At 60.4% G+C, this 23316-nt stretch carries 24 protein-coding genes and 1 tRNA gene; 8 read left to right on the top strand and 17 right to left on the bottom strand.

All coding sequences use genetic code 11. From position 1 onward, the window contains the following. Positions 1-45: 45 nt before the first annotated feature. The 3 genes from ACR9ZQ_RS29875 to ACR9ZQ_RS29865 form a co-directional block, all read right to left on the bottom strand. Positions 46-369: an ArsR/SmtB family transcription factor gene (locus ACR9ZQ_RS29875; RefSeq protein WP_037072691.1), complete on the bottom strand. Its 324-nt coding sequence runs from the start codon at positions 367-369 to the stop codon at positions 46-48. Positions 370-492: 123 nt separating this feature from the next. Continuing rightward, complete coding sequence (locus ACR9ZQ_RS29870) at positions 493-1848, bottom strand: sigma-54-dependent transcriptional regulator (RefSeq protein ID WP_113323764.1); 1356 nt, start codon at positions 1846-1848, stop codon at positions 493-495. After that, entirely contained in the window at positions 1845-3677 is a 1833-nt protein-coding gene (locus ACR9ZQ_RS29865) for a sensor histidine kinase (protein WP_481429264.1), read from the bottom strand. The genes ACR9ZQ_RS29870 and ACR9ZQ_RS29865 overlap by 4 nt, the downstream gene beginning before the upstream one ends. Positions 3678-3829: 152 nt before the next feature. On the opposite strand from ACR9ZQ_RS29865, the gene ACR9ZQ_RS29860 reads away from it, so the two are divergent. Then, entirely contained in the window at positions 3830-4492 is a 663-nt protein-coding gene (locus tag ACR9ZQ_RS29860) for a sulfite oxidase-like oxidoreductase (RefSeq protein ID WP_439016452.1), read from the top strand. On the opposite strand, the gene ACR9ZQ_RS29855 is transcribed toward ACR9ZQ_RS29860, so the two are convergent. The 3 genes from ACR9ZQ_RS29855 to ACR9ZQ_RS29845 all read right to left on the bottom strand — a co-directional run bounded on the left by ACR9ZQ_RS29855 (position 4477) and on the right by ACR9ZQ_RS29845 (position 6121). Continuing rightward, complete coding sequence (locus tag ACR9ZQ_RS29855) at positions 4477-5079, bottom strand: hypothetical protein (protein WP_481429263.1); 603 nt, start codon at positions 5077-5079, stop codon at positions 4477-4479. The genes ACR9ZQ_RS29860 and ACR9ZQ_RS29855 overlap by 16 nt on opposite strands. 84 nt (positions 5080-5163) lie before the next feature. Next, entirely contained in the window at positions 5164-5898 is a 735-nt protein-coding gene (locus tag ACR9ZQ_RS29850; RefSeq protein WP_439016454.1) for a CbtA family protein, read from the bottom strand. Positions 5899-5911: 13 nt separating this feature from the next. Further along, on the bottom strand, positions 5912-6121 hold the full coding sequence (locus ACR9ZQ_RS29845) for a CbtB domain-containing protein (RefSeq protein ID WP_113323767.1): 210 nt from the start codon (positions 6119-6121) through the stop codon (positions 5912-5914). Positions 6122-6351: 230 nt separating this feature from the next. Here ACR9ZQ_RS29845 and ACR9ZQ_RS29840 point away from each other — a divergent pair, with 230 nt between their 5' ends. Beyond that, complete coding sequence (locus tag ACR9ZQ_RS29840) at positions 6352-6897, top strand: histidine phosphatase family protein (protein WP_310383371.1); 546 nt, start codon at positions 6352-6354, stop codon at positions 6895-6897. A 224-nt stretch (positions 6898-7121) separates the two neighbouring features. On the opposite strand, the gene ACR9ZQ_RS29835 is transcribed toward ACR9ZQ_RS29840, so the two are convergent. From ACR9ZQ_RS29835 to ACR9ZQ_RS29825, 3 genes are all read right to left on the bottom strand, one after another. After that, on the bottom strand, positions 7122-7388 hold the full coding sequence (locus tag ACR9ZQ_RS29835; RefSeq protein ID WP_481429262.1) for a hypothetical protein: 267 nt from the start codon (positions 7386-7388) through the stop codon (positions 7122-7124). An 81-nt stretch (positions 7389-7469) separates the two neighbouring features. After that, entirely contained in the window at positions 7470-7823 is a 354-nt protein-coding gene (locus ACR9ZQ_RS29830) for a hypothetical protein (protein ID WP_310383375.1), read from the bottom strand. Between the two features lie 60 nt (positions 7824-7883). Continuing rightward, the gene (locus tag ACR9ZQ_RS29825; RefSeq protein ID WP_113323771.1) at positions 7884-8126 is read right to left on the bottom strand and encodes a DUF6894 family protein; all 243 of its coding nucleotides are present in this window, start codon (positions 8124-8126) and stop codon (positions 7884-7886) included. A gap of 202 nt (positions 8127-8328) precedes the next feature. On the opposite strand from ACR9ZQ_RS29825, the gene ACR9ZQ_RS29820 reads away from it, so the two are divergent. Continuing rightward, positions 8329-9900, top strand: a complete 1572-nt coding sequence (locus ACR9ZQ_RS29820; protein ID WP_310383378.1) for a putative bifunctional diguanylate cyclase/phosphodiesterase — start codon at positions 8329-8331, stop codon at positions 9898-9900. A 107-nt stretch (positions 9901-10007) separates the two neighbouring features. On the opposite strand, the gene ACR9ZQ_RS29815 is transcribed toward ACR9ZQ_RS29820, so the two are convergent. Next, a complete protein-coding gene (locus ACR9ZQ_RS29815; protein ID WP_481429261.1) occupies positions 10008-11603 on the bottom strand; it encodes an inorganic phosphate transporter in 1596 nt (531 codons plus the stop codon). A 204-nt stretch (positions 11604-11807) separates the two neighbouring features. Here ACR9ZQ_RS29815 and ACR9ZQ_RS29810 point away from each other — a divergent pair, with 204 nt between their 5' ends. Together ACR9ZQ_RS29810 and ACR9ZQ_RS29805 are read left to right on the top strand one after the other, a co-directional pair. Continuing rightward, entirely contained in the window at positions 11808-12983 is a 1176-nt protein-coding gene (locus tag ACR9ZQ_RS29810) for an acetate/propionate family kinase (RefSeq protein WP_481429260.1), read from the top strand. A gap of 72 nt (positions 12984-13055) precedes the next feature. After that, the gene (locus ACR9ZQ_RS29805) at positions 13056-15443 is read left to right on the top strand and encodes a phosphoketolase family protein (protein ID WP_481429259.1); all 2388 of its coding nucleotides are present in this window, start codon (positions 13056-13058) and stop codon (positions 15441-15443) included. Positions 15444-15513: 70 nt separating this feature from the next. Here the strand turns inward: ACR9ZQ_RS29805 and ACR9ZQ_RS29800 are convergent, their stop codons facing one another. Then, positions 15514-15900 (bottom strand): hypothetical protein, encoded by a 387-nt coding sequence (locus tag ACR9ZQ_RS29800; protein ID WP_439016463.1) that lies wholly within the window; start codon positions 15898-15900, stop codon positions 15514-15516. A 158-nt stretch (positions 15901-16058) separates the two neighbouring features. Between ACR9ZQ_RS29800 and ACR9ZQ_RS29795 the strand changes: the two genes are divergently transcribed. Together ACR9ZQ_RS29795 and ACR9ZQ_RS29790 are read left to right on the top strand one after the other, a co-directional pair. Continuing rightward, positions 16059-16961, top strand: coding sequence for a LysR family transcriptional regulator (locus ACR9ZQ_RS29795; protein WP_481429258.1), 903 nt, complete (start codon positions 16059-16061; stop codon positions 16959-16961). 104 nt (positions 16962-17065) lie between these two features. Further along, positions 17066-17254 (top strand): hypothetical protein, encoded by a 189-nt coding sequence (locus ACR9ZQ_RS29790; protein ID WP_481429257.1) that lies wholly within the window; start codon positions 17066-17068, stop codon positions 17252-17254. Between the two features lie 5 nt (positions 17255-17259). Here ACR9ZQ_RS29790 and ACR9ZQ_RS29785 read toward each other — a convergent pair whose 3' ends face one another. The 4 genes from ACR9ZQ_RS29785 to mnmA all read right to left on the bottom strand — a co-directional run bounded on the left by ACR9ZQ_RS29785 (position 17260) and on the right by mnmA (position 19554). Beyond that, on the bottom strand, positions 17260-17697 hold the full coding sequence (locus tag ACR9ZQ_RS29785) for a universal stress protein (protein WP_113323778.1): 438 nt from the start codon (positions 17695-17697) through the stop codon (positions 17260-17262). 106 nt (positions 17698-17803) lie between these two features. Beyond that, positions 17804-18055, bottom strand: coding sequence for a hypothetical protein (locus tag ACR9ZQ_RS29780; RefSeq protein ID WP_007827016.1), 252 nt, complete (start codon positions 18053-18055; stop codon positions 17804-17806). Between the two features lie 89 nt (positions 18056-18144). Next, positions 18145-18221 (bottom strand) — tRNA-Met (locus ACR9ZQ_RS29775). Positions 18222-18354: 133 nt separating this feature from the next. Then, a complete protein-coding gene (mnmA, locus tag ACR9ZQ_RS29770) occupies positions 18355-19554 on the bottom strand; it encodes a tRNA 2-thiouridine(34) synthase MnmA (RefSeq protein WP_037103912.1) in 1200 nt (399 codons plus the stop codon). A gap of 255 nt (positions 19555-19809) precedes the next feature. Between mnmA and ACR9ZQ_RS29765 the strand changes: the two genes are divergently transcribed. Continuing rightward, on the top strand, positions 19810-20766 hold the full coding sequence (locus tag ACR9ZQ_RS29765; protein ID WP_481429256.1) for a DMT family transporter: 957 nt from the start codon (positions 19810-19812) through the stop codon (positions 20764-20766). A gap of 2 nt (positions 20767-20768) precedes the next feature. On the opposite strand, the gene ACR9ZQ_RS29760 is transcribed toward ACR9ZQ_RS29765, so the two are convergent. Together ACR9ZQ_RS29760 and ACR9ZQ_RS29755 are read right to left on the bottom strand one after the other, a co-directional pair. Continuing rightward, positions 20769-21869, bottom strand: coding sequence for a mechanosensitive ion channel family protein (locus ACR9ZQ_RS29760; protein WP_481429255.1), 1101 nt, complete (start codon positions 21867-21869; stop codon positions 20769-20771). A 298-nt stretch (positions 21870-22167) separates the two neighbouring features. Continuing rightward, positions 22168-23292, bottom strand: a complete 1125-nt coding sequence (locus ACR9ZQ_RS29755) for a TDT family transporter (RefSeq protein WP_481429254.1) — start codon at positions 23290-23292, stop codon at positions 22168-22170. Positions 23293-23316 lie beyond the last annotated feature (24 nt).

The following is a 23316-nucleotide window of genomic DNA, read 5'->3' as shown; positions in this document are numbered from 1 at the left end:
TTTTGGCCAAGGCTTGGTCACACCCTCGCCGGCAGGCGGGACGATTCATTCGTCTTTGCTGCCTTCGAGGCTCTTCTTGAGATCGGAGAGCGCCTCTAACGCACGGCGCTCGAATTTGCTGATCCAACGGTCCGCGATCTCGTTGATCGGAACCGGATTGATGTAATGCAGCTTCTCGCGCCCCTGCCGGCGCGTGGAAACAAGGTTTGCTTCCTCGAGAATGCCGAGATGCTTCGTCACCGCCTGGCGCGTCATCTCCAGTCCTTCACACAATTCGCCGAGCGTCTGGCCGTTGCGCGCATGCAGGCGATCCAGCAGGCGTCGCCGGCTGCCATCCGCCAGAGCTCGAAAAACCGCATCTTCATCCATGTTAAATATGGAACCATTTGGTTGCCTATTGCGATCTTATAGGCAACCAAATGGTTGCCTGTCAAGGTATGAATCGACGAAGACCCGCAAACAGCGCGATCACGATCAAATTCGAAAGGGGCATCAAAGCTCGCGGCGCATCTCACCGGCCATGTCATTGGCCAGCAGCTTCTTGTCGAGACCGTATTTCTGCATTTTCTCGTAAAGCGTCTTGCGCGAGATGCCGAGCGATTCATAGACCGGCTTCAGACTGCCGCTATGGGCGACAAGCGCACTCGCAATCACGCCACGTTCGAATTCCGCGACGCGTTCGGCAAGCCCCGCGACCTCGGCCTGCCGGCCGCCGCCATCGAGACCAAGCACGAAGCGGTCGGCCGCATTGCGCAATTCGCGGACATTGCCCGGCCAGTCGCGCTGCGCGATATCGGAAATCACATCCGGCGGCACGGCCATGTCGTCCTTGCCGTAGCGAGCTGCCGCTTCCCTGACGAGCTGCATGAAGAGCAGCGGAACATCGGCCCGGCGTTGTGAGAGCGACGGCACATGAATGGTCGCGACGTTCAGGCGGTAGAGGAGGTCGGCGCGGAATCGGCCACCAGCGACTTCCGCTTCCAGATCGACCTTGCTCGTGGCGATGAACCGCACGTCGAGCGATACGGTCTCATTCGATCCAAGGCGCGAAATCATTCTCTCCTGCAGCACCCGCAGAAACTTCGCCTGCAGATCAAACGGCATGGAGCCGATCTCGTCGAGCAGGATGGTGCCGCCCCGCCCATGCTCGAACTTGCCGTAGCGCGGCCGCACGGCCCCCGGAAAAGCGCCGGCCTCATGCCCGAAAAGCTCGCTCTCGATCAGGTTTGCCGGAAGTGCTGCGCAATTGATAGCGATGAATGGCCGGCTTGCCCGCGCGCTGATATCGTGCAGCGCCCGCGCCACCACTTCCTTGCCCGCACCAGTGTCGCCGACAATAAGCGTGTCGGCATCGCTCGCCCCGATCGCACGGATGCGATAGCGCAGGTCGACCATGATCTGCGTTCGTCCCGGCAGGCGCGCCTCGATATCGTCGCGCTTGCCGGCCACCGCCTTCAGCAGCCGATTTTCCAAGACGAGGCTGCGCCGTTCCATAGCGCGGCGGATGACGCCCGCGAGCATCTGCGGCGTAAACGGCTTCTCGATGAAGTCATAGGCGCCCTCGCGCATCGCCTTGACGGCAAGCTGTACATCGCCGTGGCCGGTGACGAGAATAACCGGCACTTCGGTATCGAGTTCGCGGATCTTCTGCATCAGCGTCATGCCGTCCATGCCGGGCATGCGGATATCGGTGACGACGACGCCGGGAAAACTGTAGCCGATCAGTTCCAGCACGTGGTCGGCATTGGAAAAGGTCTCGACGCTGAAGCCGGAGAGTTCCAGCGCCTGCGCCGTCGAGCGGCGCAGTTCCTCTTCGTCATCGACGAGCAATATCTTCTGTTCGTTCATTCCGCCGCCTCCGGCATCATGCCAGCTGCCGCAGAAAGCTCGATACGGAACACGGCTCCACCCTCCGGATGGTTGGAGACGGTCAGGCTGCCGCCAAAATCCTTGATGATGTTATAGGAGATGGAAAGCCCCAGCCCGAGCCCCTTGCCGACGCCCTTAGTGGTGAAAAAGGGGTCGAAGATGCGCTCGGCAATCGCCGCCGGCACACCTGGCCCATGATCACGCACGGTCAGGATTACCCTGCCGGCCTCTTCGGACGCCGAAACCTCGATGCGCCGATCCTCCAGCCCCTCGACGGCATCAGCCGCATTCGAGATCACATTGACCAGCACCTGCTGCAGTCGCACCGAGCCCGCCTTGACCACCGGCGGCCGCGCCCCGAGATGCAGCCGGAGATCAGCCTCCGCAGCCTTGAGCCGCCAGGCGATGATCTCCAGCGTATCGCGGATCGCCTCATCGAGCGGCACGGGGCCTAGCTTCTCATTGGGCTTGCGCGCGAAATTGCGCAGATGCCGACTGATGGAAGCCATGCGATCTATCAGTCCGCCAATGCGCTGGATGTTGTCCTGCGCTTCGGCCGTACGGCCGCGTTCGAGCAGGACAGAGGCGCTGTCTGTATAGGTCTTGGCGGCGGCAAGCGGCTGGTTGAACTCGTGCGAAAGTGCTGCCGACATCTGACCGAGACCGGCAAGCTTACCCGCCTGGATGAGATCAGCCTGTGTCTGGCGCAGCTGCTGCTCGGTCAGGCGCCGCTCGGCAATTTCCTCCTCAATGCGGCTGTTGACGCGGGCAAGATCGGCCGTACGCTCATCAACCCGCCGCTCCAGCTCGTTCCGCGCCTCGGCCTGCAGCTGCAGGCGCTCGGCAAGCCGCATGCGTCGTTGCCGAAGAATGGCAAATGTCAGAGCGGCAATGCAGAGAATGAGGAAGACGACGACCAGCGCTGTACGGGCTTGCGCTCGGATGGAGCTCGTGTCCATCAGCACGTTCACCGTCCAGTCCTCGGCCGGCATGTAGTGCGAGAGCACGAGATATTCGCTTTGCCCGCGATCGCTGGCGAGCGTCATCAGGTCATGATCTTCGAAGCGATGACGGATGACCGGCAGTTCCACCAGTTTCGCGTTGGCATAACGTCGCGATGCCTCGGTGCGCGCCACCCGATCCGAACTCAGCGGCAGGATCGCCCCATAGAGCCAGTCCGGACTGTCGGACATGAAGATGATACCCTCGGGATCGGAGACGAAGATGCGGTACTCGCCGCCGCTCCAGGAGGATTCGATTACGTCGATATCGACCTTGAAGACAATGACGCCGCGGATTTCGCCATCCACCCAGATCGGCGAAGAGAAATAATAGCCGCGCTTCAGCGAGGTCGTACCGAGGGCATAGAAGCGGGCCTGATGCCCGCCGATCGCCTCCTGGAAATAGGGGCGATAGCTGAAGTTCTCACCGATGAAACTGCCGGGGCCATCATAATTGCTGGCGGCGATCGTCTCGCCATCCGGACGCACGACATAAATATCGGATGATTTCAGCAGCCCGTTGATTTCCTTGAGGTAGAGATTGGCATTGTCGCGCAGCGAGCGATCATCCGGCCGACTCACCAGCTCCTTGACATCGTCATGATCGGCGATCAGCGCCGGCAACGCCTCGTAGCGGCTGAGATGGCCACTCAGCGCCGAGGCCGCAAGCCGGAGTGCCGTGCCGGCCTGCGCCGAAGCCTCGCCCATATAGGCGCGCGTAGCGACCGCGCTCCCGTAATAGAAGAAAGCGAAAATCAGCAAGGGTGCGGCGCAGAGCGCCGCAATGACACGATAGCGCGAAGACAAAGTCTCGCTCCTCCCTTTCCGCCTCCGCTCCCCGTGGAGGCATACCCCGACGGCTTCAAGTGTAATGAGCGCGGTGGAGATTTCCAAGAGGCGCCGAAACTTGACACGTATCAGGCGCGGATGTCTGATTGCTGCACCGCAAGGAGACCGCTATGAGCGATGACCAGATCCCGGAAGACAGCAAACTCACGACGTCCAAGCGCCGCTGGGCGGTGGAGGGAAAATTTCTGACCGGCCGCATCAGCCGTCCGGAAACCGAGCGCCTGCCGCCGGGCCAGCATCTGGTCAAGAACTGGCCGGTGCTCGACCTCGGCCAGCAGCCGATCATTTCTATTGATAGCTGGCGGCTGGAAGTTCACGGTCTGGTCGAGACACCGCTCGACCTTAGTTGGGCCGCCTTCCAGGCGCTGGAACAGAGCACAATGATCACCGACATCCATTGTGTCACAACATGGTCGCGCTACGACAACAAGTGGAAGGGTGTTTCGACCCGAGACCTGCTTGATCTCGCCATGCCGAAAGCCGAAGCCGGTTACGTCATGCTGACAAGCTATGACGGCTACACGACCAACCTGCCGCTATCCGATTTCGCCGCCGAAGACGCCATTCTCGCCACCTCATGGGAAGGCCTGCCGCTCACCCGCGATCACGGCGGACCTATGCGTCTCGTCGTACCGCATCTCTATTTCTGGAAAAGCGCCAAATGGCTGCGCCGCATCGATCTGCTGCCGGCCGACAAGGCCGGCTTCTGGGAAAAGAACGGCTACCATATGTATGGTGATCCGTGGCGCGAGCAGCGCTATTCCGAGGACTGAATCCGAAGAAGCCGCCTGAGAACAAAGAACCCTGCGGCGAGGATCGCCGCAAATCCGGTCAGCGAGGCCATGCTCGCCGGATGCAGCGGAATTTCGCTCCAGTGCGGGCGCAGAACATCGGCCGTGTTGAAACCCTCACCACTGAAGCGGCAGGTCACCAGCGAGAGCCCGCGCCTGACCATATCGACATCAACAGCCGATGCGATTTCACCGGCCACTACCGCCTCCTGTGGCATGTCGCGCATGGCGAGCAGCACCGCCTTGGTCGCGGCGAGATAGGCATGGGCGCATTCGTTGAACGGACTTTCCTCATCCGTCACGCTACCGGGCATCCGACCCCAGAGACAGTAGGAATACTGGATTTCGGCATAGTTCAGGACACGCCGGAAAGGTTCGTTCGTATCGACCGCGCTTGCGGCGAGATCCATGATACGGCCGCGATAGTCGGCAATCACAGCCATTTCCCCGTGAGATATTTCGGGCACCGGCAGGCCGGCACGGCTGCCCTCGCCGCCTCCATGCGCGGATGCGCTACCAGCGATCAACAGGGCAAGGCCGAAACAAAGGAGATTGAATCCGTTTTTCACAATAGTCCAACGTCCCGACGCAGCAGCCAAGAGCCGATAGGTTTTGCAAGGAAAGAGGGAGCGGCAAGCCCCCTCTCCCGACCCTTATCGATAGGCCGGACGCAACCCGCTCTTCGCCCCGAGGCGCTTCTCCGCCAGCGCGCCGAAAGCGAGACCGAGCACTAACCAGAGGATCATATGCATGCCGAGCGTGGTCGTGCGGAAGCGCCATAGCACCATCGCCGAGAAATTCTCCGGCACTTCATTGATCGGAGGCAGCAGATATTCCACCAGACCGATGAAGACGACGAAGAGAATACCCGCAACGACCGCCGCATTCCATAAGCCGTAGCGCGCTCTCAGGCTGCGGGCAATTGCGACGGCCGCGATCAGCGAAGCAACCGAGACGACAATCATCAGGAAGAACAGCTCTGTGCGCACGCCGATCGTATCCGAGTTGCCGACAGCCGGCGGATTGGCCGGATATTTGATAGCCGGAACGATGACGATGGCGACGAAAGCTGCGATTGCGATAACGGCCGAGGTGCCGCGTGCCGAAAGGCTGCTGAAGCGGCCGTGCACGAAGGCGAAGACAAGCGCAAACAGCCCGCCAATGGCAACGCTATAGGCCATGACACCGATAAAGAGCCCAGGCCCCGCCTGGGTGGCGCGGCTGACGATTTCCGGTTCGGCTGCCGCACCGGCCGCCTGCGATGTAGCCTCTTCAAAGGCAATCGCCGCATCGACCAGCGGCTCACCGAAGACGCGCGCAAAGGCAAAAACCAGGATGCCAGCAATCAGGCCCGCGATCATGCCGCGAAGCAGAAGATTTCCAACCATGTGAGGCACTCCCTTAGTGGCAGGGGAAGCCGAGGAGGTGACGGGCGTCATGCACGAATTCGTGCACATACATGCCGTTGAAGAGCGCCATCGCGCCTTCTTCGGTGCCAACGAAATAGATGGCGATCAGCATCAGCAGGCCGCCGAAGATCGCCCATGGCAGAATCTGGCCTACGGGAATTGGGGCGGGTGACGCGACGGGCGCGAAAGTGGTGTCAGACATGTATTCCTCCTGGAATGACGCGTTCAGTCGAGAATCTTGCGTGCAGTTAGGTCTGACTTCCAACGCGAAGAATTTCGACACGCTGGTCACAGTGGCGCGACCGCGCCGGACTCTCACCGGCTTCCAAACCCGCAACGTCACGGTTATATCTGCACGCCAAAGACACTGTCAACGAAACTTCATATGCGGGCGGCGGCGATCCCGCCCCATCTCCGCAAGGCGCGAAAGACGTGACCACCCGCCTCACATGGATCTGCCACGGCGCGACAGCAGCCAATCGTACCGCCTCCTTTCCGGCGGACGAACCGCTGGAGGAAAAGGTGCTGAGCGATACCACGCTGCCGGCGCCGGGACGGGCGGATAGGGTTTTCACAAGCCCGGCCCTACGCGCCAGACAGACCGCCGAAATGCTGGGCTTCGACGCGACCGTTGCCCCGTCGCTCAGGGATTGTGACTACGGCCGCTGGGTCGGCAAACCGTTGGTCAGTCTCCACGCCGAGGAGCCTGAAAATCTTGCACTCTGGATGTCCGATCCCGAAGCGACCCCGCATGAGGGCGAGAGCCTGCAACAGCTTGGCAAGCGAATCGCCGGCTGGATGAACGAGGAGATGCCGCTCGGCGGCCATATCATCGCAGTCACCCACGCAGCCGTCATCCGCGCCACGATCCTGAATGTGCTGAAAGCACCGCCGACCGCCTTCTGGACCATCGATGTCCAGCCGCTTGGGATAGTGCGTATGACGCATGACGGTCGCCGCTGGTCGCTGCGTTTCTGAATAGTCCTCGTAAATTAGTCCAGTCTTACACAAGCAAACACAGTCATACATATTGAACCCGGAATCCCGGGCTCTACGTCCTTCCCCGAGGAGACGAAAAATGACCTATGACTGGAGTGGGGAGCGCACGTGGCGTATTCGCATCGTGCGTGTCGCAACTGTTGTCGCCGTTCTCGTCGGCGTCATGATCAGCCTGCCATTGCTGATCAACGTCGTCTGAACTGTCAGAGTACGTCAAAGGCGAGCGTGCTGCGGCTGCTCGCCTTTCTCTTTGCCAATCTATTGCGGAATCTGAATGACAGCGAAGAACAGACCGAGTTGGCCGAGGTTAGCAGGAAGCAACGCGGGCAAGTCTCGGCATCCCGCAGGGTGGAAAGCAGATCGGCTACCGCGCTGCGCACGCGACGTATCTGCGCCACATCATCGGAATAGACGTTGTTTTTCCGCACGAGCCAGAGCGGCGCTCCGATAATTTCCATCAGGATCAGCACGCCGAGCGGCGGTAAAGGCGCCCCACGATCAAGCCGATGATCGCGGGGCGCTTTCAGGCATAGCGACCATAAAAGGGTAGATCAGTGTTTGCTTCCCTTGGGGATTGCGGTGTTGGTGACCGAGACTGGATCGCTGGCGGGGAAGGTGCCTTCCAGCCCTTCGTCAAGCTGCTCTTCCATCGTTCCCGTGTCACCCGCCGCACGGGCACTCCGGAGCACGCTGGCGCCACCATCATCGTCGTCCCGGATCTTCGCCGTGGCAAAACGGCTCATCACTTCCCTCGCCTTTTCGACCGCATTCAGCCGGTTCAATTGCTGGCCGGGGACGTTCTTGATCTGCACGGAGACGACTTCGCCGCCGTCGCCCACGAACTCGACCGTGAAACCGCCTTTGCCGCCGTAGGCGGGGATGACCTGGGTGCCGACAAGTTGCATGAGATTGTCCTCTCTCGTGAATGTTCGCGGAACACGGCTTCGACGCAATATTGGTTCCGCTCAGGCCGGCCGGATGTAATCCACTTTCAGTTCCAGCCGCAGTCGCACGATCGGAGAGTGATCACCGTTCTGCACTTCTATGCCCAGCGATCCGCCCGGCCATTGCGGCAAACCGTCGAGCGCCATTTCGGCCAGCACATGCTTTGCCTCTTCCACGGCGGCGAAAAGATCGGGAAATTCGAACGGCAGATCGCCGGGAACCGTGCCGTCATTGTCTATGGTCTTGAAATAGAAGAGGGACATCTGCCTGCATCCGTTGCGAAAGCATAAAGCGGCAAGCGGCCAAAGGTTTCAAATCGCCGGTAAAATTCGGTGTTCCGCACACTCGCTTCCGATGAAAGTGCTACCGAATGCATGGCATGGTCTCCAACAATTCGCCTTCAGGTTTCAATAAACATTTCAGACTTTCATGATATTTCCGCCCCGGGTGGAGATGGAGAAGCTCATGCCGGAATTCTTCAGGAGCAGGGCGGGAAGGCAATGTCTGACGATCATGGCGCTCGGTGCAGTGCTGTGGATTTCGGCCACCCTGCTGGATGTCGATAACTGGCTCGTTTCCTTCATGAGCACCTTCGAGAATTACGGTGCCGATAAGTTCGTGCTGGCCCTCGGCATCGCCGGCGCGATGAGCTTCATCTATTCCGTGTTGCGCATTGCCGACCTTCGCAAGGAGATGCAGCTTCGCGACTCCGCCCAGGCGCGCGCCGACTGGACCGCCACCCACGATCATCTGACCAAGCTTCCGAACCGCTACGCCTTCGAACGCAAGATCCTGCCCAAGCCCGCCGATAAGGACGGCAATCTTCCCGAAGAGGCCAAGAGCAACGTCACTATCTTCTCCGTCGATCTCGACGGCTTCAAGAAGGTCAACGACCTCGTCGGCCATAAGGGCGGCGACGTTCTGCTGGTGGAAGTGGCCAAGCGCATTTGCGCGTTGGGCAATGCCGACTGCGTCTACCGTTTCGGCGGGGATGAATTCATCATCATCGCCCTCGGCATGACAGCGGCGCGGGAGGAATGGTTTGCCAAAGTGCTCATCCAGGCGGTTACCCGCCCCATCCTAATCGATGGCTTTGCCGTAGAGGTTGGCGCCAGCGTGGGCTACGACCGCTGGAGCGAAGGCGCAGAGCCGCTGGAGGATGCCGCTCACCGCGCCGACCTCGCCATGTACGAGGCGAAATCGCGCGGGCCCAATCATCAACTGATCTTCGAAACGTCCATGCAGGACAAGGTGGCGGAACGCGCATCGCTCGAAACCAAGTTGCGCGGCGCCATTCAGAACAAGGCGATCAAGACCTACTATCAGCCGCTGATCGATCTCAGGAGCGGCAGGCTCTGCGGCTTCGAGGCGCTGGCCCGATGGACCGACGAGGACGGCATGAATATTCCGCCTCCGGTCTTCATCGGCATCGCCGAAGAAACCGGCATGATCACCGAACTGTTCGAAAACCTTCTCACCCAGGCCTGCAGCGATGCCCTCGCCTGGCCTGACGATGTAAGGCTTTCCTTCAACGTGTCACCCGTGCAGATGGAGGATAAACTCCTTCCCTCGCGCATCTTCAAAGTGCTCGCTGCAAGCCGCCTGCCCGCCAGGCGACTGGAAGTTGAAATCACCGAAAACGCGCTGGTCCAGGATCCGGCGATCGCGGCCCATATTCTCGATGAGTTGCATAAAGCGGGCGTACAGATCGCGCTCGATGATTTCGGCACGGGCTATTCGAGCCTTGCTCAGCTCGCCCGTTATCGCTTCGACAAAATCAAGATCGACAAGAGTTTCATCGCCACCTGCCGGGAGGACGAGAAGCAGGAAAAGATCGTCCGCGCCATGCTCGCTCTCGGAAGAAGCCTCAACATCAAGACAACGGCTGAAGGCGTCGAGGAGCACGCCCAGCTCGCCTATCTACTGCAGCTTGGCTGCGACATCGGTCAGGGCTATCTCTTCGGCAAGGCGATGCCCGCCGCGGAGGCGGGCATCTTCATCGAAAGCCAGAATACCAATCTGGCCTCTACGGCCTGAATAAAGCAATTCCAGCAAAAGTGTGAAGCGGTTTTGCGTCCGGAATTGCGTGAAAACAAAGAGATAAAGCATTTCCGTGTTTCGAAGAAAAACGGAAATGCTTTAAACTAGAAGACTTGCCGCAGGATCACGAACAGCAGGAAGGCGATCGCGATCGAGGCCGGCAGCGTCAGCACCCAGGCCATGAGCATGTTGCGCACGGTGGACCATTGCAGGCCCGAGCCGTTCGCAGCCATCGTGCCCGCCACACCGGAAGACAGAACATGCGTGGTCGAAACCGGCAGGCCGAGATGGTCGGCCGAGGCGATCGTCACCATGGCGACGACTTCCGCGGCGGCACCCTGGCCGTAGGTCAGGTGCGTTTTGCCGATCTTCTCACCAACCGTCACGACGATGCGCTTCCAGCCGACCATGGTGCCGAGGCCGAGCGCCAGCGCAACGGCGACCTTCACCCACAAGGGGATGAACTTCGTCGCATTGTCCACCGCCGCGTGATAGCCGGTGACGGCCTTGAGATCGCTGGCATCCATCGGCAGCAGCTTCTGCTTGTCGATGAGCTTCAGCGCCTCGCCGATCAGGTAAATGTCGTTGCGGACGTTGCTGACGAGATTGGTCGGAACGGCTTCCAGCGTCGGGAAAGCGGCGACTTCGGCGCTCGTCTGATGGATATACTGCTGCAGCGCCGGCGTGGTCGCATCCGTCCAGACCTTGTTCTTGACGGCATTGCCGACTTCAGCCTTGAAATCGGTAACGGTCACACCCGGCTTTATATATTTGCCGAGCGCCGTTTCCACCTGCGCCGAAGCCGACTTGTAGGCTTCGAGATAGTTGACGTCAGGCGTGCGGTTCAGCGCAAAGGCGGTCGGCACCAGACCGATCAGGATGAGCATGATGAGACCCATGCCCTTCTGGCCGTCATTCGAGCCATGGGCGAAGCTGACGCCCGTGCAGGTAAAGATCAGGATGGCGCGGATCCATAACGGCGGCGGCTGGTTGCCCTTCGGCTCCTGATAGAGCTCGGGTTTGCGCACCAGGAACTTCATAACGACGAGCAGGATGGCCGAAAGGCCGAAACCGATGATTGGCGAAATCAGGAGTGACAGGCCAATGTTGGTCGCCTGCGACCAGTCCACACCGCTGGTGGCCGAGCCTGCCGGCGCCAGGAACTGGTTGGCGAGGCCGACACCGATGATCGAGCCGACCAGCGTATGCGAGCTCGATGACGGCAGGCCGAGATACCAGGTACCAAGGTTCCAGACAATCGCTGCTATCAATAGAGCGAAGACCATGGCCAGACCCGAGCCGGAGCCGACCTGCAGGATGAGCTCGACCGGTAACAAGGCCAGGATGCCGAAGGCGACGGCGCCCGTCGACGTCAAGACACCGAGAAAATTGAAGAAGCCCGACCAGATGACGGCAAATTCCGCCGGCATGGAGCGCGTATAGATAACGGTCGCCACGGCATTGGCCGTATCGTGGAAACCGTTGACGAACTCGAAGCCGAGCGCGATCAGCAGCGCAAGGCCGAGAAGCAGCCAGGGAACGGCAACTGCGGCGGTCAGATCACGGGCGAGGGCATAGCCGACATATCCGAGACCGCAGACCACAACGAGCCCGAACACCGGCAGGAACCATTTGCCGGCGGAGTTCGAATGATGCAGCGGATGGGAAGCGTCGCTATGGCTGGGGGCAATGTCGGCCATGGCATAGTTCCTTGTTCCATTTGCAAATTGCCGTTTGTTAATAAATCCCTAGCGTGAAGCTCTCATGACGCGACCATTCCCGCCATCCGGATCCGGAACCGAATCAGCAACCAAAAATTGCCTGCCGGGACGCAAAAGACTTCCCACCCGGCACGATGACGCTAAGTTCGTCACCGTCACGCTCGCAGGGGAGCATCAAGCAAAATGCCGTCGACCGACCTTCTCCTGACCTTCAATGCCGGCTCGTCGACGGTGAAGATCGGCATCTTCGCAATCGAGGATGCAAAGGTGCGCCGCATCGGCAAGGGCGTTATCGACTTGCGAGCCGAGCCCCTCGCCTTCAGCATCATGGAAGGCCCGAAGACCTTCGATACGCCGCTCAAGGCCGAGCTTACCGACGATTTGCACGCCGTTATCGACGAAACGTTCCAGTTGCTCTCGGAGCATTTCGATATCGGCGCCGTCCGCGCTGCCGGCCACCGCGTCGTCCATGGCGGCGACCGTTTCACCGAAGTGACAGCGCTTGATGACGCCGCAATCGACGCAGTCGATGCGCTGACGCCGCTCGCTCCCCTTCATCAGCCGCAGGCGCTCCGCTTCATCCGGGCACTGAAGCACCTGAAGCCGCATCTGACTCAGACGGCCTCCTTCGATACCGCTTTTCACGCCACGCAGACCGAACTCGTTCGCCGCTTCGCCATCCCCCGCGCGCTTCATGACGAGGGCATCAAGCGCTACGGCTTTCATGGCCTCTCCTACAAATTCATCGCAGGGGAGGTAAGCCGCAGGCTGTCGAACAAAGCGAAAATCGTCGCCGCCCATCTGGGTAGCGGCGCAAGCCTCTGCGCTCTGGAACAGGGCATCAGTCGCGATTGCAGCATGGGCTTTTCCACGCTGGACGGCATTCCCATGGCCACAAGGCCCGGCTGGCTCGATCCCGGCGTGATCTTGCATCTGCTGCAGCAGAGGAAGCAGTCCGCCGATCAGGTGGAACATCTGCTCTACCATCGCTCCGGCCTGCTCGGCGTCTCCGGCATCAATGCCGATACCCGCGATCTTCTCGAGGATGACCGCGCAGAAGCCCAGGAGGCGCTCGACCTCTTCACATTGCGCATCGCAGGCGAGATCGGCCGCATGTCGGTGACGCTCGGCGGGCTCGACGCCATCGTCTTTACGGCCGGCATCGGCGAGCATCAGCCGCAGATCCGCGCAGCAGTCCTCCAGCGTCTGGGTTGGCTCGGCCTCGCAGTCGATGAAAAGGCGAATGCCGCCAACGGCTTCACGATCACGACACCCGCAAGCCGCATAACGGCGCATGTCATTGCCACCGACGAGGAACAGATCATCGCGCAGGAAACGCTCTCTATTCTTCGCTCCTGATGATCCAGATCAAATGCACGCCAGCGCCAGCCGCTAGAATTGACGTTGAACAAGTTTAAACGGGAGAAATCCATGGAAAAGCATGTCTCAACTCCAGCAGTTCTGTCAGACGCCGAACTCACACTCATCGACCGCTACTGGCGTGCCGCCAATTATCTCTCGGTCGGCCAGATCTATCTCCTGTCCAATCCTCTCCTGCGCCAGCCCCTGCAGCCGGAACACATCAAGCCCCGCCTGCTCGGCCACTGGGGCAGCACGCCCGGCCTCAACTTCATCTATGCGCATCTGAACCGCGTCATCCGTGCCCGCGACCTCGACGTCATCTATATGTGCGGTCCCGGCCACGGCGGACCGGGCATGGTCGCCAATACCTATCTCGAAGGCATCTACAGCGAGATCTATCCCGACATCGCCGAGACCGAGGACGGCATGCGCAAGCTCTTCCGCCAGTTCTCCTTCCCCGGCGGCATCCCGAGCCATGCAGCGCCGGAAACGCCCGGCTCCATCCATGAGGGCGGCGAACTCGGCTATGCGCTCGTCCATGCCTACGGCGCAGCCTTCGATAATCCCGATTTGATCGTCGCCTGCGTCATCGGCGACGGCGAAGCCGAGACCGGGCCGCTGGCGGCAAGCTGGCATTCCAACAAGTTCCTGAACCCCGCCCGCGACGGTGCCGTCCTGCCGATCCTGCATCTCAACGGTTACAAGATCGCCAATCCGACCATCCTCGGCCGGGCGAGCGACCAGGATCTGACGCATTTGTTCGAAGGCTATGGTTATGAGCCCTTCTTCGTCGAAGGCCACGAGCCGGCAAAGATGCATCAGCAGATGGCCGCCACCTTCGACAAGATCTTCGACCGCATTCGAGCAATTCAGAAACAGGCACGCGACGGCAAGGCTCCGCAGGCCTGCCCGCGCTGGCCGATGATCGTGCTGCGCAGCCCCAAGGGCTGGACCGGCCCGAAGGAAGTGGACGGCAAAAAGGTCGAAGGCTTCTGGCGCGCCCATCAGGTGCCGGTTTCCAATTGCCGAGAGAACGACGGACACCGGAAAATCCTCGAAGACTGGATGCGCGGTTACGATCCCGAAGACCTCTTCGATACCTCGGGCGCGCTGAAGCCTGAATTACGGGCGCTGGCCCCCTCAGGCAAACGCCGTATGGGTGCCAATCCGCACGCCAATGGTGGTCTGCTGCGCAAGGAGCTGATCACGCCCAATATCCGCACCTATGAGGTAAAGATGGAGAAACGCGGGGCTGAGATGGTGCAATCCACCGAAATCCTCGGCCATTACCTGCGCGACGCGATGAAGCTCAATGAAGCCAACGCGAACTTTCGCATCTTCGGCCCCGACGAAACGGAATCAAACCGTCTCGGCAGCGTCTTTGAAGTCACCGATCGCGTCTGGATGGAGAAGATCGAACCCTATGACGTGAGCCTCGCCAGCGACGGCCGCGTCATGGAAGTACTGAGCGAACATCTTTGCCAGGGATGGCTGGAGGGCTACCTGTTGACGGGCCGGCATGGCCTGTTTTCCTGCTACGAGGCCTTCATCCACATCATCGATTCCATGTTCAACCAGCATGCCAAGTGGCTGAAGGTCACCCGCGAACTGGAGTGGAGGAAGCCGATCTCCTCGCTCAACTATCTCTTGACCTCGCATGTCTGGCGGCAGGACCATAACGGCTTCTCGCATCAGGACCCCGGCTTCGTCGATCTCGTCGCCAACAAGAAGGCCGATATCGTCCGTATTTACCTGCCGCCGGACGCCAACACCCTGCTCTGGGTCGGTGATCATTGCCTGAAGACCTACGACCGCATCAACGTCATCGTCGCCGGCAAGCAGCCAGAGCCACAATGGCTGACCATGGACGAGGCGGTGAAACACTGCGAAACCGGCATCGGCATTTGGAACTGGGCGAGCCACGAGGACGATACGGTCGCGCCCGATGTCGTCATGGCCTGCGCCGGCGACGTACCGACCATGGAGACGCTCGCTGCCGTCGATCTGCTGCATCGGCATACTCCGGAGCTGAAGATCCGCACTGTCAACGTGGTCGACCTTCTCGCCCTGCAATCGCAGGATCAGCATCCGCACGGCCTGACGGACGAGGCCTTCGACGCAATCTTCACGAAGGACAGGCCGGTGATCTTCGCCTATCACGGCTATCCCTACCTCATCCACCGGCTGACCTATAAGCGCACCAACCACCGCAATATCCATGTGCGCGGCTTCATCGAAGAGGGCACGACAACCACGCCCTTCGACATGACAGTGCTCAACGAACTCGACCGCTTCCACCTCGCCATCGAGGCGATCGAGCGCGTTCCGGGCCTGAAGGAGAAAGTGCCTGAAGTGCTGGAAAGCCTGAGGGCCAAGCTCGTCGAGCATCATGCCTATGTCCGCGAATATGGTGAAGACATGCCGGACGTGCGCAACTGGAAATGGCCCGCAGCCTGAAAGGGATGCTCCCTGATATGAAAAGGGCCGCGCGGAAACCGCGCGGCCCTTCCCCAGCCGTGATGCGAAGTTACTGGCCGTTCTGCGTGCCGCTTGGTGCAGTCGCGCCCGTCGGCCCGCTGCCATCAGGCGTCGGGTTGCGATCTGTCGGCTCCAGCGGCTTGATGGAGCCGGTCGCCGGATTGTTGTCTAAAGTACCGGCACCCGAAGGCTGCCCGGTGATCGCATTGGGCGTTGTGGATGCGGTCGAAGCCGGTTCTGTGGTCGTACCAGGCCAGATGGCAAAGCTCACCGCAGCGATCAGAATGACCAGAATGCCGGCTGCGAGCACACCCCAGAGCGAGACGCTACGCCGCTCATCGGCAAGCACTTTCTCCTCTTCATAGGATGCCTGCCCAAGTGGCATGCCGGTATTCTCATCCACGATTCGGTTCTTGTCGTCACCATATTGGGTCATCGCTTGATCCTCCAATCTGTGCGGAAGAAACCAAATTGGAGGGAAGATGTTCCATCAAGCCGGTTTTTGGATCCATACGGGCAGCGATAAGGTGTCGACGTTCTTGACTGGCCTGCACTTCCTTAACATCATCAATGACATCAAATCAGGAGTGACCCATGGCATTCGACGGCCGCCTGCTTTCCGGTGTCAGCACGCTTGCCGCGGTGGTCGAAAGCGGCAGCTTCGTCAGGGCAGCCGATGCGCTCGGCCTTTCAGCCTCCGGCGTCAGCCGCGCCATATCGAGGCTGGAGGCGCGTGTCGGCGTGCGCCTGCTCGACCGCACCACCCGCTCGGTACGGCTGACGGACGAAGGCGCCCGTTTCTACGAACAGGTCGCTCCGCATCTCGATGGGATAGAGGAGGCCGCGACGCTTGCATCAGGTGCGTCTCTGACCGTGCGCGGCCGGCTGCGCGTCGATGTCGATCCGATCTTTTCCCGCATGGTGCTGGCGCCGCATCTGAAGCGGTTCATGACCCGCTATCCGGCGCTGGAACTCGAATTGATAACCCGCGACCTGATGAGTGATCTCGTCGCCGACGGCATTGATATCGCCATCCGCTTCGGCCAGCAGCCGAACTCGTCACGCATCGCCCGCAAGCTGATGGAAACCCGCGTCCTCACGGTCGCCACACCTGCCTATCTCGCCGAGCATGGCACGCCGAGGACACCTGCCGAGATCGCCAGCCACTCCTGCATCCAGTTCCGCGATCCGCTGACGGGCCAGACTTTCGAATGGGAACTGCACAGGGGCAAGAAGATCGTGCCGCTCGACGCTCGTGGATCGCTTCTGATGAGCGACCCCGGTACCATGCTCGATGCCTGCCTTGCCGGCGCCGGCATCGCCCAGGTGCTTGCCCTTAGCGTCAAGGACCTGCTTGCCGACGGGCGCCTTGTAGAGCTCTATCCGGACTGGCCGAGCGAAACTTTCCCCCTCTACGCTGTCCACCCTTCCCGGCATCATGTACCGGCCAAGGTCAACGCCTTCATCGAGTTCTGCCTGGAACTTATCCGCGACTAAATGCCGATCTTCGAAAGTTGGTGACAACCTTTCGGCCCTTGTTCCAGACCGGCCTGAACGTAGGCTATGAAATTTCACAACTGGAAACACCGCCGAGGAAAGCCATGAAGGGTTTCGCCACCAGCCTCACTGCCTCCCGCCTGGAGGAAATGCTGGCCTTCTATATGACACCGACGGCCGGTAGCCCTGACGAAGCCGACGACGGCGGTGAGGAAAGCGGAGCAGTGTCCACCAAGACGGCAGATCACACTGCCGAGCGCATGGCGCCTCTCGCCGCACTGACGGAAAACTAAGCCGCTTACTTTACCACCAGCACCGGGATACCTGCCTCGGAAAGGACCTCGGACGTCTGGCTGCCGAGCATGAGCCGCGAGATCCCGCGGCGGCCATGCGAGGAAATAACGATCAGGCCGCAGCCCCGCTCTGCTGCCGTTTCCAAAATGGCGACTGCCGGCGAAAGATGCACCTTGCTGACGAAGTCGGCGACGACACCGGCGCTCTTCGCTTTTTCCCCGATGATCTTTTCCAGATCCTCGATCTCCTTCCGGCGGCCCTCATTATAGCTGTCCATCGCCTCAGCCTGCACGATCCCTTGCAGCGCAAAACCGGTCAGCGGCACGATGACGCTGATAACGGTCACGGGAAGGTTGAGCGCCTTGGCAAGCGCAAGACCATGATCGACACCCCGACCGGCAAGTTCCGAACCGTCGGTGGGCAGCAATATGCGATTGTACATGGGAGATCCGTTCTGCTGGCTGAATTCAAATAAGAAGGGAATTCACCAGTGATCGTAATCCCGCGCCTTGACGCAGGTCAACATCAGGCGAAGCTGACACCCCTCTTCAGTTCCAGAGGAAATCTTCGCTTTCAATACGGGAGGCAAGCTTGAGCGTGCCGTCAGGCTGAACGACATAACGTTCGAACTGCCGAACGCCAAATTTGCCGAGGAAAGTATGCTTCACCACCGTGCCGGGCTTATAGGGCGAATGGATAACCTTGCCGCCATAGGTCAGGCTGCCTGGGATAGGCTGGTCTTCCGTCGTCGTGCTGCAGCCAGCAGCGAGAAGAAGAATTGCGACAACAGCATATTTCATCACGCACCCCCGATGACGAAGCGTCTTCCGGCAAAATTATATCGCCTGCGCGACAGGCGCGCACTGATAGTTTTGATTTCGGGGACAAGTGGTAGCGGAGGAGGGATTTGAACCCCCGACACAAGGATTATGATTCCTCTGCTCTGACCTACTGAGCTACTCCGCCACTGGTCAAACGATACCGTTCGCGAAGCGCTTCCGGTCCGTGGGATGTGCGGCTTATAAGGTGCGCTTCCGCTTTGTGTCAAGCATATGATGGAGAAAAACGGTGGGCTTTCCGAAGTGACGTTTTCGCTGTTTCAGGCCATCGCGTAGTTGGAAAGCAGCGCCTTCAGCGAGGCTTCTGCGTCAGGCTCGCGCTCGGAACGTTCGATGAAGCCGCCGCCGAAGACGCGGGCGTCATCGCCGGGTGCCGAATAGAGCGCGCAGGCCTGGCCCGGCGCAATGCCTGCCTCGCCGACCGTCAGGTCGACATAGACGCCACTTGCATCGATGTGCAGCACGGCAGGCGCCGGCGCGCGGGTGGAGCGCACCTTGGCGTAGCAGGCAAAGCCTTCGCCTGACGCCGCGACCTGAAGTGTCTCGTCACCCAGCCAGTTGACGTCGCGTAGATAGACGCGATGCGTTTCCAGCGCTTCCTTCGGACCGACGATGACGCGGCGCGAGCGGGCGTCGAGAAAGACGACATAGAGCGGCTCGCCGGTGGCAATGCCGATGCCGCGGCGCTGGCCGATCGTGTAATGCAGGATACCCTCGTGCTGGCCGAGGATGCGACCGTCGAGATGAACGATATCACCGGCCAAAGCCGAATTCGGCTTCAGCTTGGTGATGATGTCGGAATACTTGCCCTGCGGCACAAAACAGATGTCCTGGCTGTCGGCCTTCTTGGCGACAACAAGGCCCATCTCTTCGGCCAGTCGGCGGGTTTCCGACTTTGGCAGACCGCCGAGCGGGAAGCGCAGATAGTCGATCTGCTCCTGCGTCGTGGCGAAGAGGAAATAACTCTGGTCGCGGTCGGCATCAGCAGGGCGATAAAGCGCGCGGCGGCCAGGATTGCAGGAGGACGGGTTCGGACGCGAGCGAATATAATGGCCGGTCGCCAGCGCATCGGCGCCGAGTTCCTTGGCTGTCGCCAGAAGATCGGCGAACTTGACCGTCTGGTTGCAGGCAACGCAGGGGATCGGCGTCTCGCCGGCTACATAGCTCTCGGCAAAGGGATTGATGACGGTTTCGCGGAACCGCTTCTCGTAGTCGAGCACGTAATGCGGAATACCGAGCGTCTCGCAGACACGGCGTGCGTCGTCGATATCCTGGCCCGCGCAGCAGGAGCCGGCGCGGTGGACCGCAGCGCCATGATCGTAAAGCTGCAGCGTGATGCCAAGCACATCATATCCCTGGCGTTTGAGAAGCCCGGCCACGACGGAGCTGTCAACGCCGCCAGACATGGCGACGACGACACGGGTGTCTTCCGGCTTCTTGTCAAAATCCAGTGTGTTCACGGAGTACTGCCAAATTCTGTGCTGTTCGATCCGCCTTTTCTCACGTCGGAATGTGGCGGATTTCCTGTGTTCCGGCGGGATCGGCCGCCAGCTTGCATGGGTGACGGATATAGAAACTATTGCGTCTCCGCGCAAGGGCCCGTTTCCGACAGCGTCATGCGCGGGTCACGCATTGCAGCTATTCGCAATCGACCTTTGATGGGCCGTATTTCATCACGTAGATGAAATGACCCACCTCTTAAAAGATTCGGATAAATGACAGCCGCCTCCACCACGCTTCGTGGCGTCCTTGTCGCATTTGCGGCCTACGCCGTCTTTGCCTTCAGCGATGCGTCCATCAAGGCCCTGCACGGCACGGTTCCTTCCTTCCAGGTCGCCTTTACGGGTGCGATCCTCAGCCTGGCAGCCCTGCCCTTCATCAAGGGGCCAGGCGATTCATGGCTGGACATTTTCAGGACGACGAACCGGCCGCTCTGGCTGGTGCGCTTTGCCGCCGGTGCAACCGGCGCAATCGCCTCCATCATCACCTTCACCAAGCTGCCGATGGCAGAAGCCTTCTGCCTGCTCTTCCTGCTGCCCTCCTTCGTCACCATCCTCTCGGTGATCTTCCTGAAGGAAGACGTGCGCTGGCAGCGCTGGGCCGCCGTCATCGTCGGCTTCCTCGGGGTGCTCGTGGTTCTCAGGCCGGGTTTCCGCGAACTGTCCGTCGGCCATCTGGCTGCGACTATTGGAGCGATCGCGGCAGCCATTGCCATCGTCATCCTGCGCAAGCTCGGCCCGGCCGAAAAGCGCCTCTCGCTTTATGGCGCCTCGCTGCTCGGCACGCTCATCGTCAGCGGCCTGCTCATGCTGTCGCAAGTGGTCGTGCCAACGCCGCAACAATGGTTGTTTCTCGCAAGCTACGGCTTGCTTGGTGCCGCCGGCAACGTCATGCTGATGACGGCAGCCCGCCTCGCCCCGGCAACGCTGGTCGCGACACCGCAATATAGCCAGATGATCTGGGCAATCGCCTTCGGTTATTTGTTCTTCAACGACAGCGTCGACCTGCCTATGGCTCTCGGCATCGTGCTCATCATCTGCTCAGGCCTCCTGACGCTGATCCGCGAACGCAAGCGCCAGGTGCCTCTGCCCGCAGCCGTCGCCTCCGGTGATGCGCAATCCCAGATCGCTACGACGCCGGTGGAAGGCGAAGCAGAAGCGCCGGTGCGGTAGATCTATTCTGCCGCCTCGCGCCGGTCTCGAGCGGGTGGCTCGCTCATCACTGCCCGCATGCGCGGCAAGGATGCCGGATATTCGCGCTGGATGAAATCGATCAGCTTCTCGCGAACCTCGCAGCGCAGATCAAAAGTGCGGCCGGAATTCGATGCCGATACGAGAATGCGGATTTCCATCACCGCTTCGCGGAAATCGGTCACTGCGATATTGACCACACGGCGATCCCAGAGCTTCGAGCCCTGCGCGATCTCCTCGACCTTCTTTCGGATGGCGGCGACGGGCACGCTGTAATCGAGATAAATCATGACAGTGCCGATCAGCGCCGAGCTTTCGCGCGTCCAATTCTGGAACGGGTTCTCGATGAAGTAGCTGAGCGGCAGGATCATCCGCCGCCAATCCCACAATTGCACGACAACATAGGTCGAGGTGATCTCTTCCACCCTGCCCCACTCGCCTTCTACCAGCAGCGCATCGTCGATGCGGATCGGCTGCGTGATGGCGAGCTGAATGCCGGCAAACAGGTTTTTCAGCACAGGCTGGAGCGCGAGACCGACGACGATACCCGCCACACCGGCGGAGGCGAGCAGGCTGACACCATATTGCCGGACCGCATCGAAAGTCATCATGCAGGCCGATATCGCCACGACGACGATCAGCAGATCGGCGACGCGCTCCATGATACGCGTCTGCGTCACGTGCTTGCGTGCCAGAAGATTATCCTCGGCATCGAGCTTGAAGCGCCTGAGATAGACCGTCATCCAGATATGTTTGACGATCCTGGCCATCCAGGCGACGAGCACGATGAAGAAAATGAGCAGGATGTGACGAACGGTTGCCGACTGCATGTCCGTCAGCGGCGCGACCGTCGCCCCAAAGGAAAGGCCGGCCACCAGCATTGCAAGCCGCACGACACGCTTCAGGCGCGAGACGAGCGAACGCCAGAAGAGATCCTTGCTTTCAACCAGCCGCGTCAGCAGGCGGAAGAGAATGCGATGCGCAAAAAGCGCAACTGAGGTGACCGCGGCGAAGATGATGGCACTTGCAAGCCAGTCCGGCAGCCAGACGCCTTCTGCGCGGATATCGTCCAGAAACTCCGTCATGCGCGCACAGTTAGGGTGCAACGCAGCATGGAAAAGGGAAAGGCATCAAAAAAGGCGCAGCCGGAGCTGCGCCTTTAAGAAAAGGATGGGTGGTATCGGCTCAGGTGCCGATCAGTTTGTTGCAGGCAAGTGCGATGCCCGGATTGGCGATGAGGGCAGTCACGAGCGCCAGACCGATCATCGACAGCGTGTAGCGTTTCATGTGATCCTCCTTTTTCAGCCCCGCCGAGAGTATGCAATGCTGACTAGCATTCTCAAAATAACGAATGATTGAGGCAGTTGTGTAAGCGCCAAGCGATCAACTCTCCAGGCTCGGATCGACGAAGAGCGAACCATTATAGGCACCGCAACTCGTGCGGATGGCGACGACGACCCAAATTACGGCAAGGGCTGCGATCAGAACCTCCCCGAACCCTGTCAGCGCCGGCAACGGAAAGATACCGGCAAGCCGCAGCGTCGCGACGGCATAGACGCCGATCGGGAAGGTGTAACCCCACCAGCCGAGATTGAAGGGCAAGCCCTGCCGCAGGTGGTTGATGGTGATGGCGACCGCCAGGCCAAGCCACCAGAGGCCATAGCCCCACAGCAGGACAGCACCAAGCAAAGCCGCACCCGAGATCGCCGGAGCCAGCGTACCAAGGCCGCCGGTTGCAAGAGCTTGCCCGCCATTGGTGGAAAACAGAGCAAGGCCGAGTGCGCCGGTACCAACAGGACCGAGGGCAAGAAAACTCGTCGCTGCCATGCTGGCGTGCGGCAGCTTGTGCAGAGCCAGGCGCAGGAAGAGGATGACGAGAATGCCGAGCGCCAGCGGCACCGAGCAGGACCAGAGCACGAAGCTCGCAAAAAGCACCGGAAGCTGCGCGCCTTCGGCAAGATGCGGCACCAATAATCCGCCGCTTGCAGCTGCGACCTCAGAGGCCACGATCGGCAACAGCCAAACGGCGCTCATATGCTCGATTGCATGCTGCTGCCGCGTGAACATGACCAGTGGAATGGCAAGACCCGCCAGAACCGCCAGCGCTGCATCCAACCACCACAGCTCCGCTGCGATAGAGACGCTCGCCTCACCTAAAAGGCCCGGTCCGAAGATCAAGAAACCGTTGACGATGGTCGCAAGGCCCATCGGAATGCAGCCGAAGAACATCGAAACGACGGGATGGTCGAATGCCCTGAGTGCAGCGCCGGGATACAGCAGCCACTTTCCGGCATAGATGCAGGTCAATGTTGCAAACAGGCCGATATTCGCGAGCCACAGCATCTCGCCTGCTGCGTGGACTGTCGGCAAATCCGGAAACTGACCGAAGCAGACGGCAAGGATGCCGGTCCCCATTGTCGTCGCAAACCAGTTCGGCGTGAAGTGGCGCAGGACATGCGTCCGCAAGCGAACAGTCGGGACAGAAGGAGATAGATGCAGCGCGGTCATGGCGAATTCCTTTCGTTGACCGCT

This window comes from Rhizobium sp. KNZ14-9A, from assembly GCF_056755015.1.
Note: the sequence above shows the minus strand (reverse complement) of the source record. Positions and strands in the feature narration are given on the sequence as shown.

Excerpts from the sequence above, each read along its gene's own strand:
- ACR9ZQ_RS29755 (WP_481429254.1), bottom strand. The coding sequence starts at position 23,292 with ATGACCGCGCTGCATCTATCTCCTTCTGTCCCGACTGTTCGCTTGCGG.
- ACR9ZQ_RS29875 (WP_037072691.1), bottom strand. The coding sequence starts at position 369 with ATGGATGAAGATGCGGTTTTTCGAGCTCTGGCGGATGGCAGCCGGCGA.
- ACR9ZQ_RS29790 (WP_481429257.1), top strand. The coding sequence starts at position 17,066 with ATGAAGGGTTTCGCCACCAGCCTCACTGCCTCCCGCCTGGAGGAAATG.
- ACR9ZQ_RS29820 (WP_310383378.1), top strand. The coding sequence starts at position 8,329 with ATGCCGGAATTCTTCAGGAGCAGGGCGGGAAGGCAATGTCTGACGATC.
- ACR9ZQ_RS29870 (WP_113323764.1), bottom strand. The coding sequence starts at position 1,848 with ATGAACGAACAGAAGATATTGCTCGTCGATGACGAAGAGGAACTGCGC.
- ACR9ZQ_RS29805 (WP_481429259.1), top strand. The coding sequence starts at position 13,056 with ATGGAAAAGCATGTCTCAACTCCAGCAGTTCTGTCAGACGCCGAACTC.
- ACR9ZQ_RS29830 (WP_310383375.1), bottom strand. The coding sequence starts at position 7,823 with ATGCAACTTGTCGGCACCCAGGTCATCCCCGCCTACGGCGGCAAAGGC.
- ACR9ZQ_RS29825 (WP_113323771.1), bottom strand. The coding sequence starts at position 8,126 with ATGTCCCTCTTCTATTTCAAGACCATAGACAATGACGGCACGGTTCCC.
- ACR9ZQ_RS29860 (WP_439016452.1), top strand. The coding sequence starts at position 3,830 with ATGAGCGATGACCAGATCCCGGAAGACAGCAAACTCACGACGTCCAAG.
- ACR9ZQ_RS29810 (WP_481429260.1), top strand. The coding sequence starts at position 11,808 with ATGCCGTCGACCGACCTTCTCCTGACCTTCAATGCCGGCTCGTCGACG.
- ACR9ZQ_RS29785 (WP_113323778.1), bottom strand. The coding sequence starts at position 17,697 with ATGTACAATCGCATATTGCTGCCCACCGACGGTTCGGAACTTGCCGGT.
- ACR9ZQ_RS29815 (WP_481429261.1), bottom strand. The coding sequence starts at position 11,603 with ATGGCCGACATTGCCCCCAGCCATAGCGACGCTTCCCATCCGCTGCAT.
- ACR9ZQ_RS29845 (WP_113323767.1), bottom strand. The coding sequence starts at position 6,121 with ATGTCTGACACCACTTTCGCGCCCGTCGCGTCACCCGCCCCAATTCCC.
- ACR9ZQ_RS29850 (WP_439016454.1), bottom strand. The coding sequence starts at position 5,898 with ATGGTTGGAAATCTTCTGCTTCGCGGCATGATCGCGGGCCTGATTGCT.
- ACR9ZQ_RS29795 (WP_481429258.1), top strand. The coding sequence starts at position 16,059 with ATGGCATTCGACGGCCGCCTGCTTTCCGGTGTCAGCACGCTTGCCGCG.
- ACR9ZQ_RS29800 (WP_439016463.1), bottom strand. The coding sequence starts at position 15,900 with ATGACCCAATATGGTGACGACAAGAACCGAATCGTGGATGAGAATACC.
- ACR9ZQ_RS29780 (WP_007827016.1), bottom strand. The coding sequence starts at position 18,055 with ATGAAATATGCTGTTGTCGCAATTCTTCTTCTCGCTGCTGGCTGCAGC.
- ACR9ZQ_RS29765 (WP_481429256.1), top strand. The coding sequence starts at position 19,810 with ATGACAGCCGCCTCCACCACGCTTCGTGGCGTCCTTGTCGCATTTGCG.
- ACR9ZQ_RS29760 (WP_481429255.1), bottom strand. The coding sequence starts at position 21,869 with ATGACGGAGTTTCTGGACGATATCCGCGCAGAAGGCGTCTGGCTGCCG.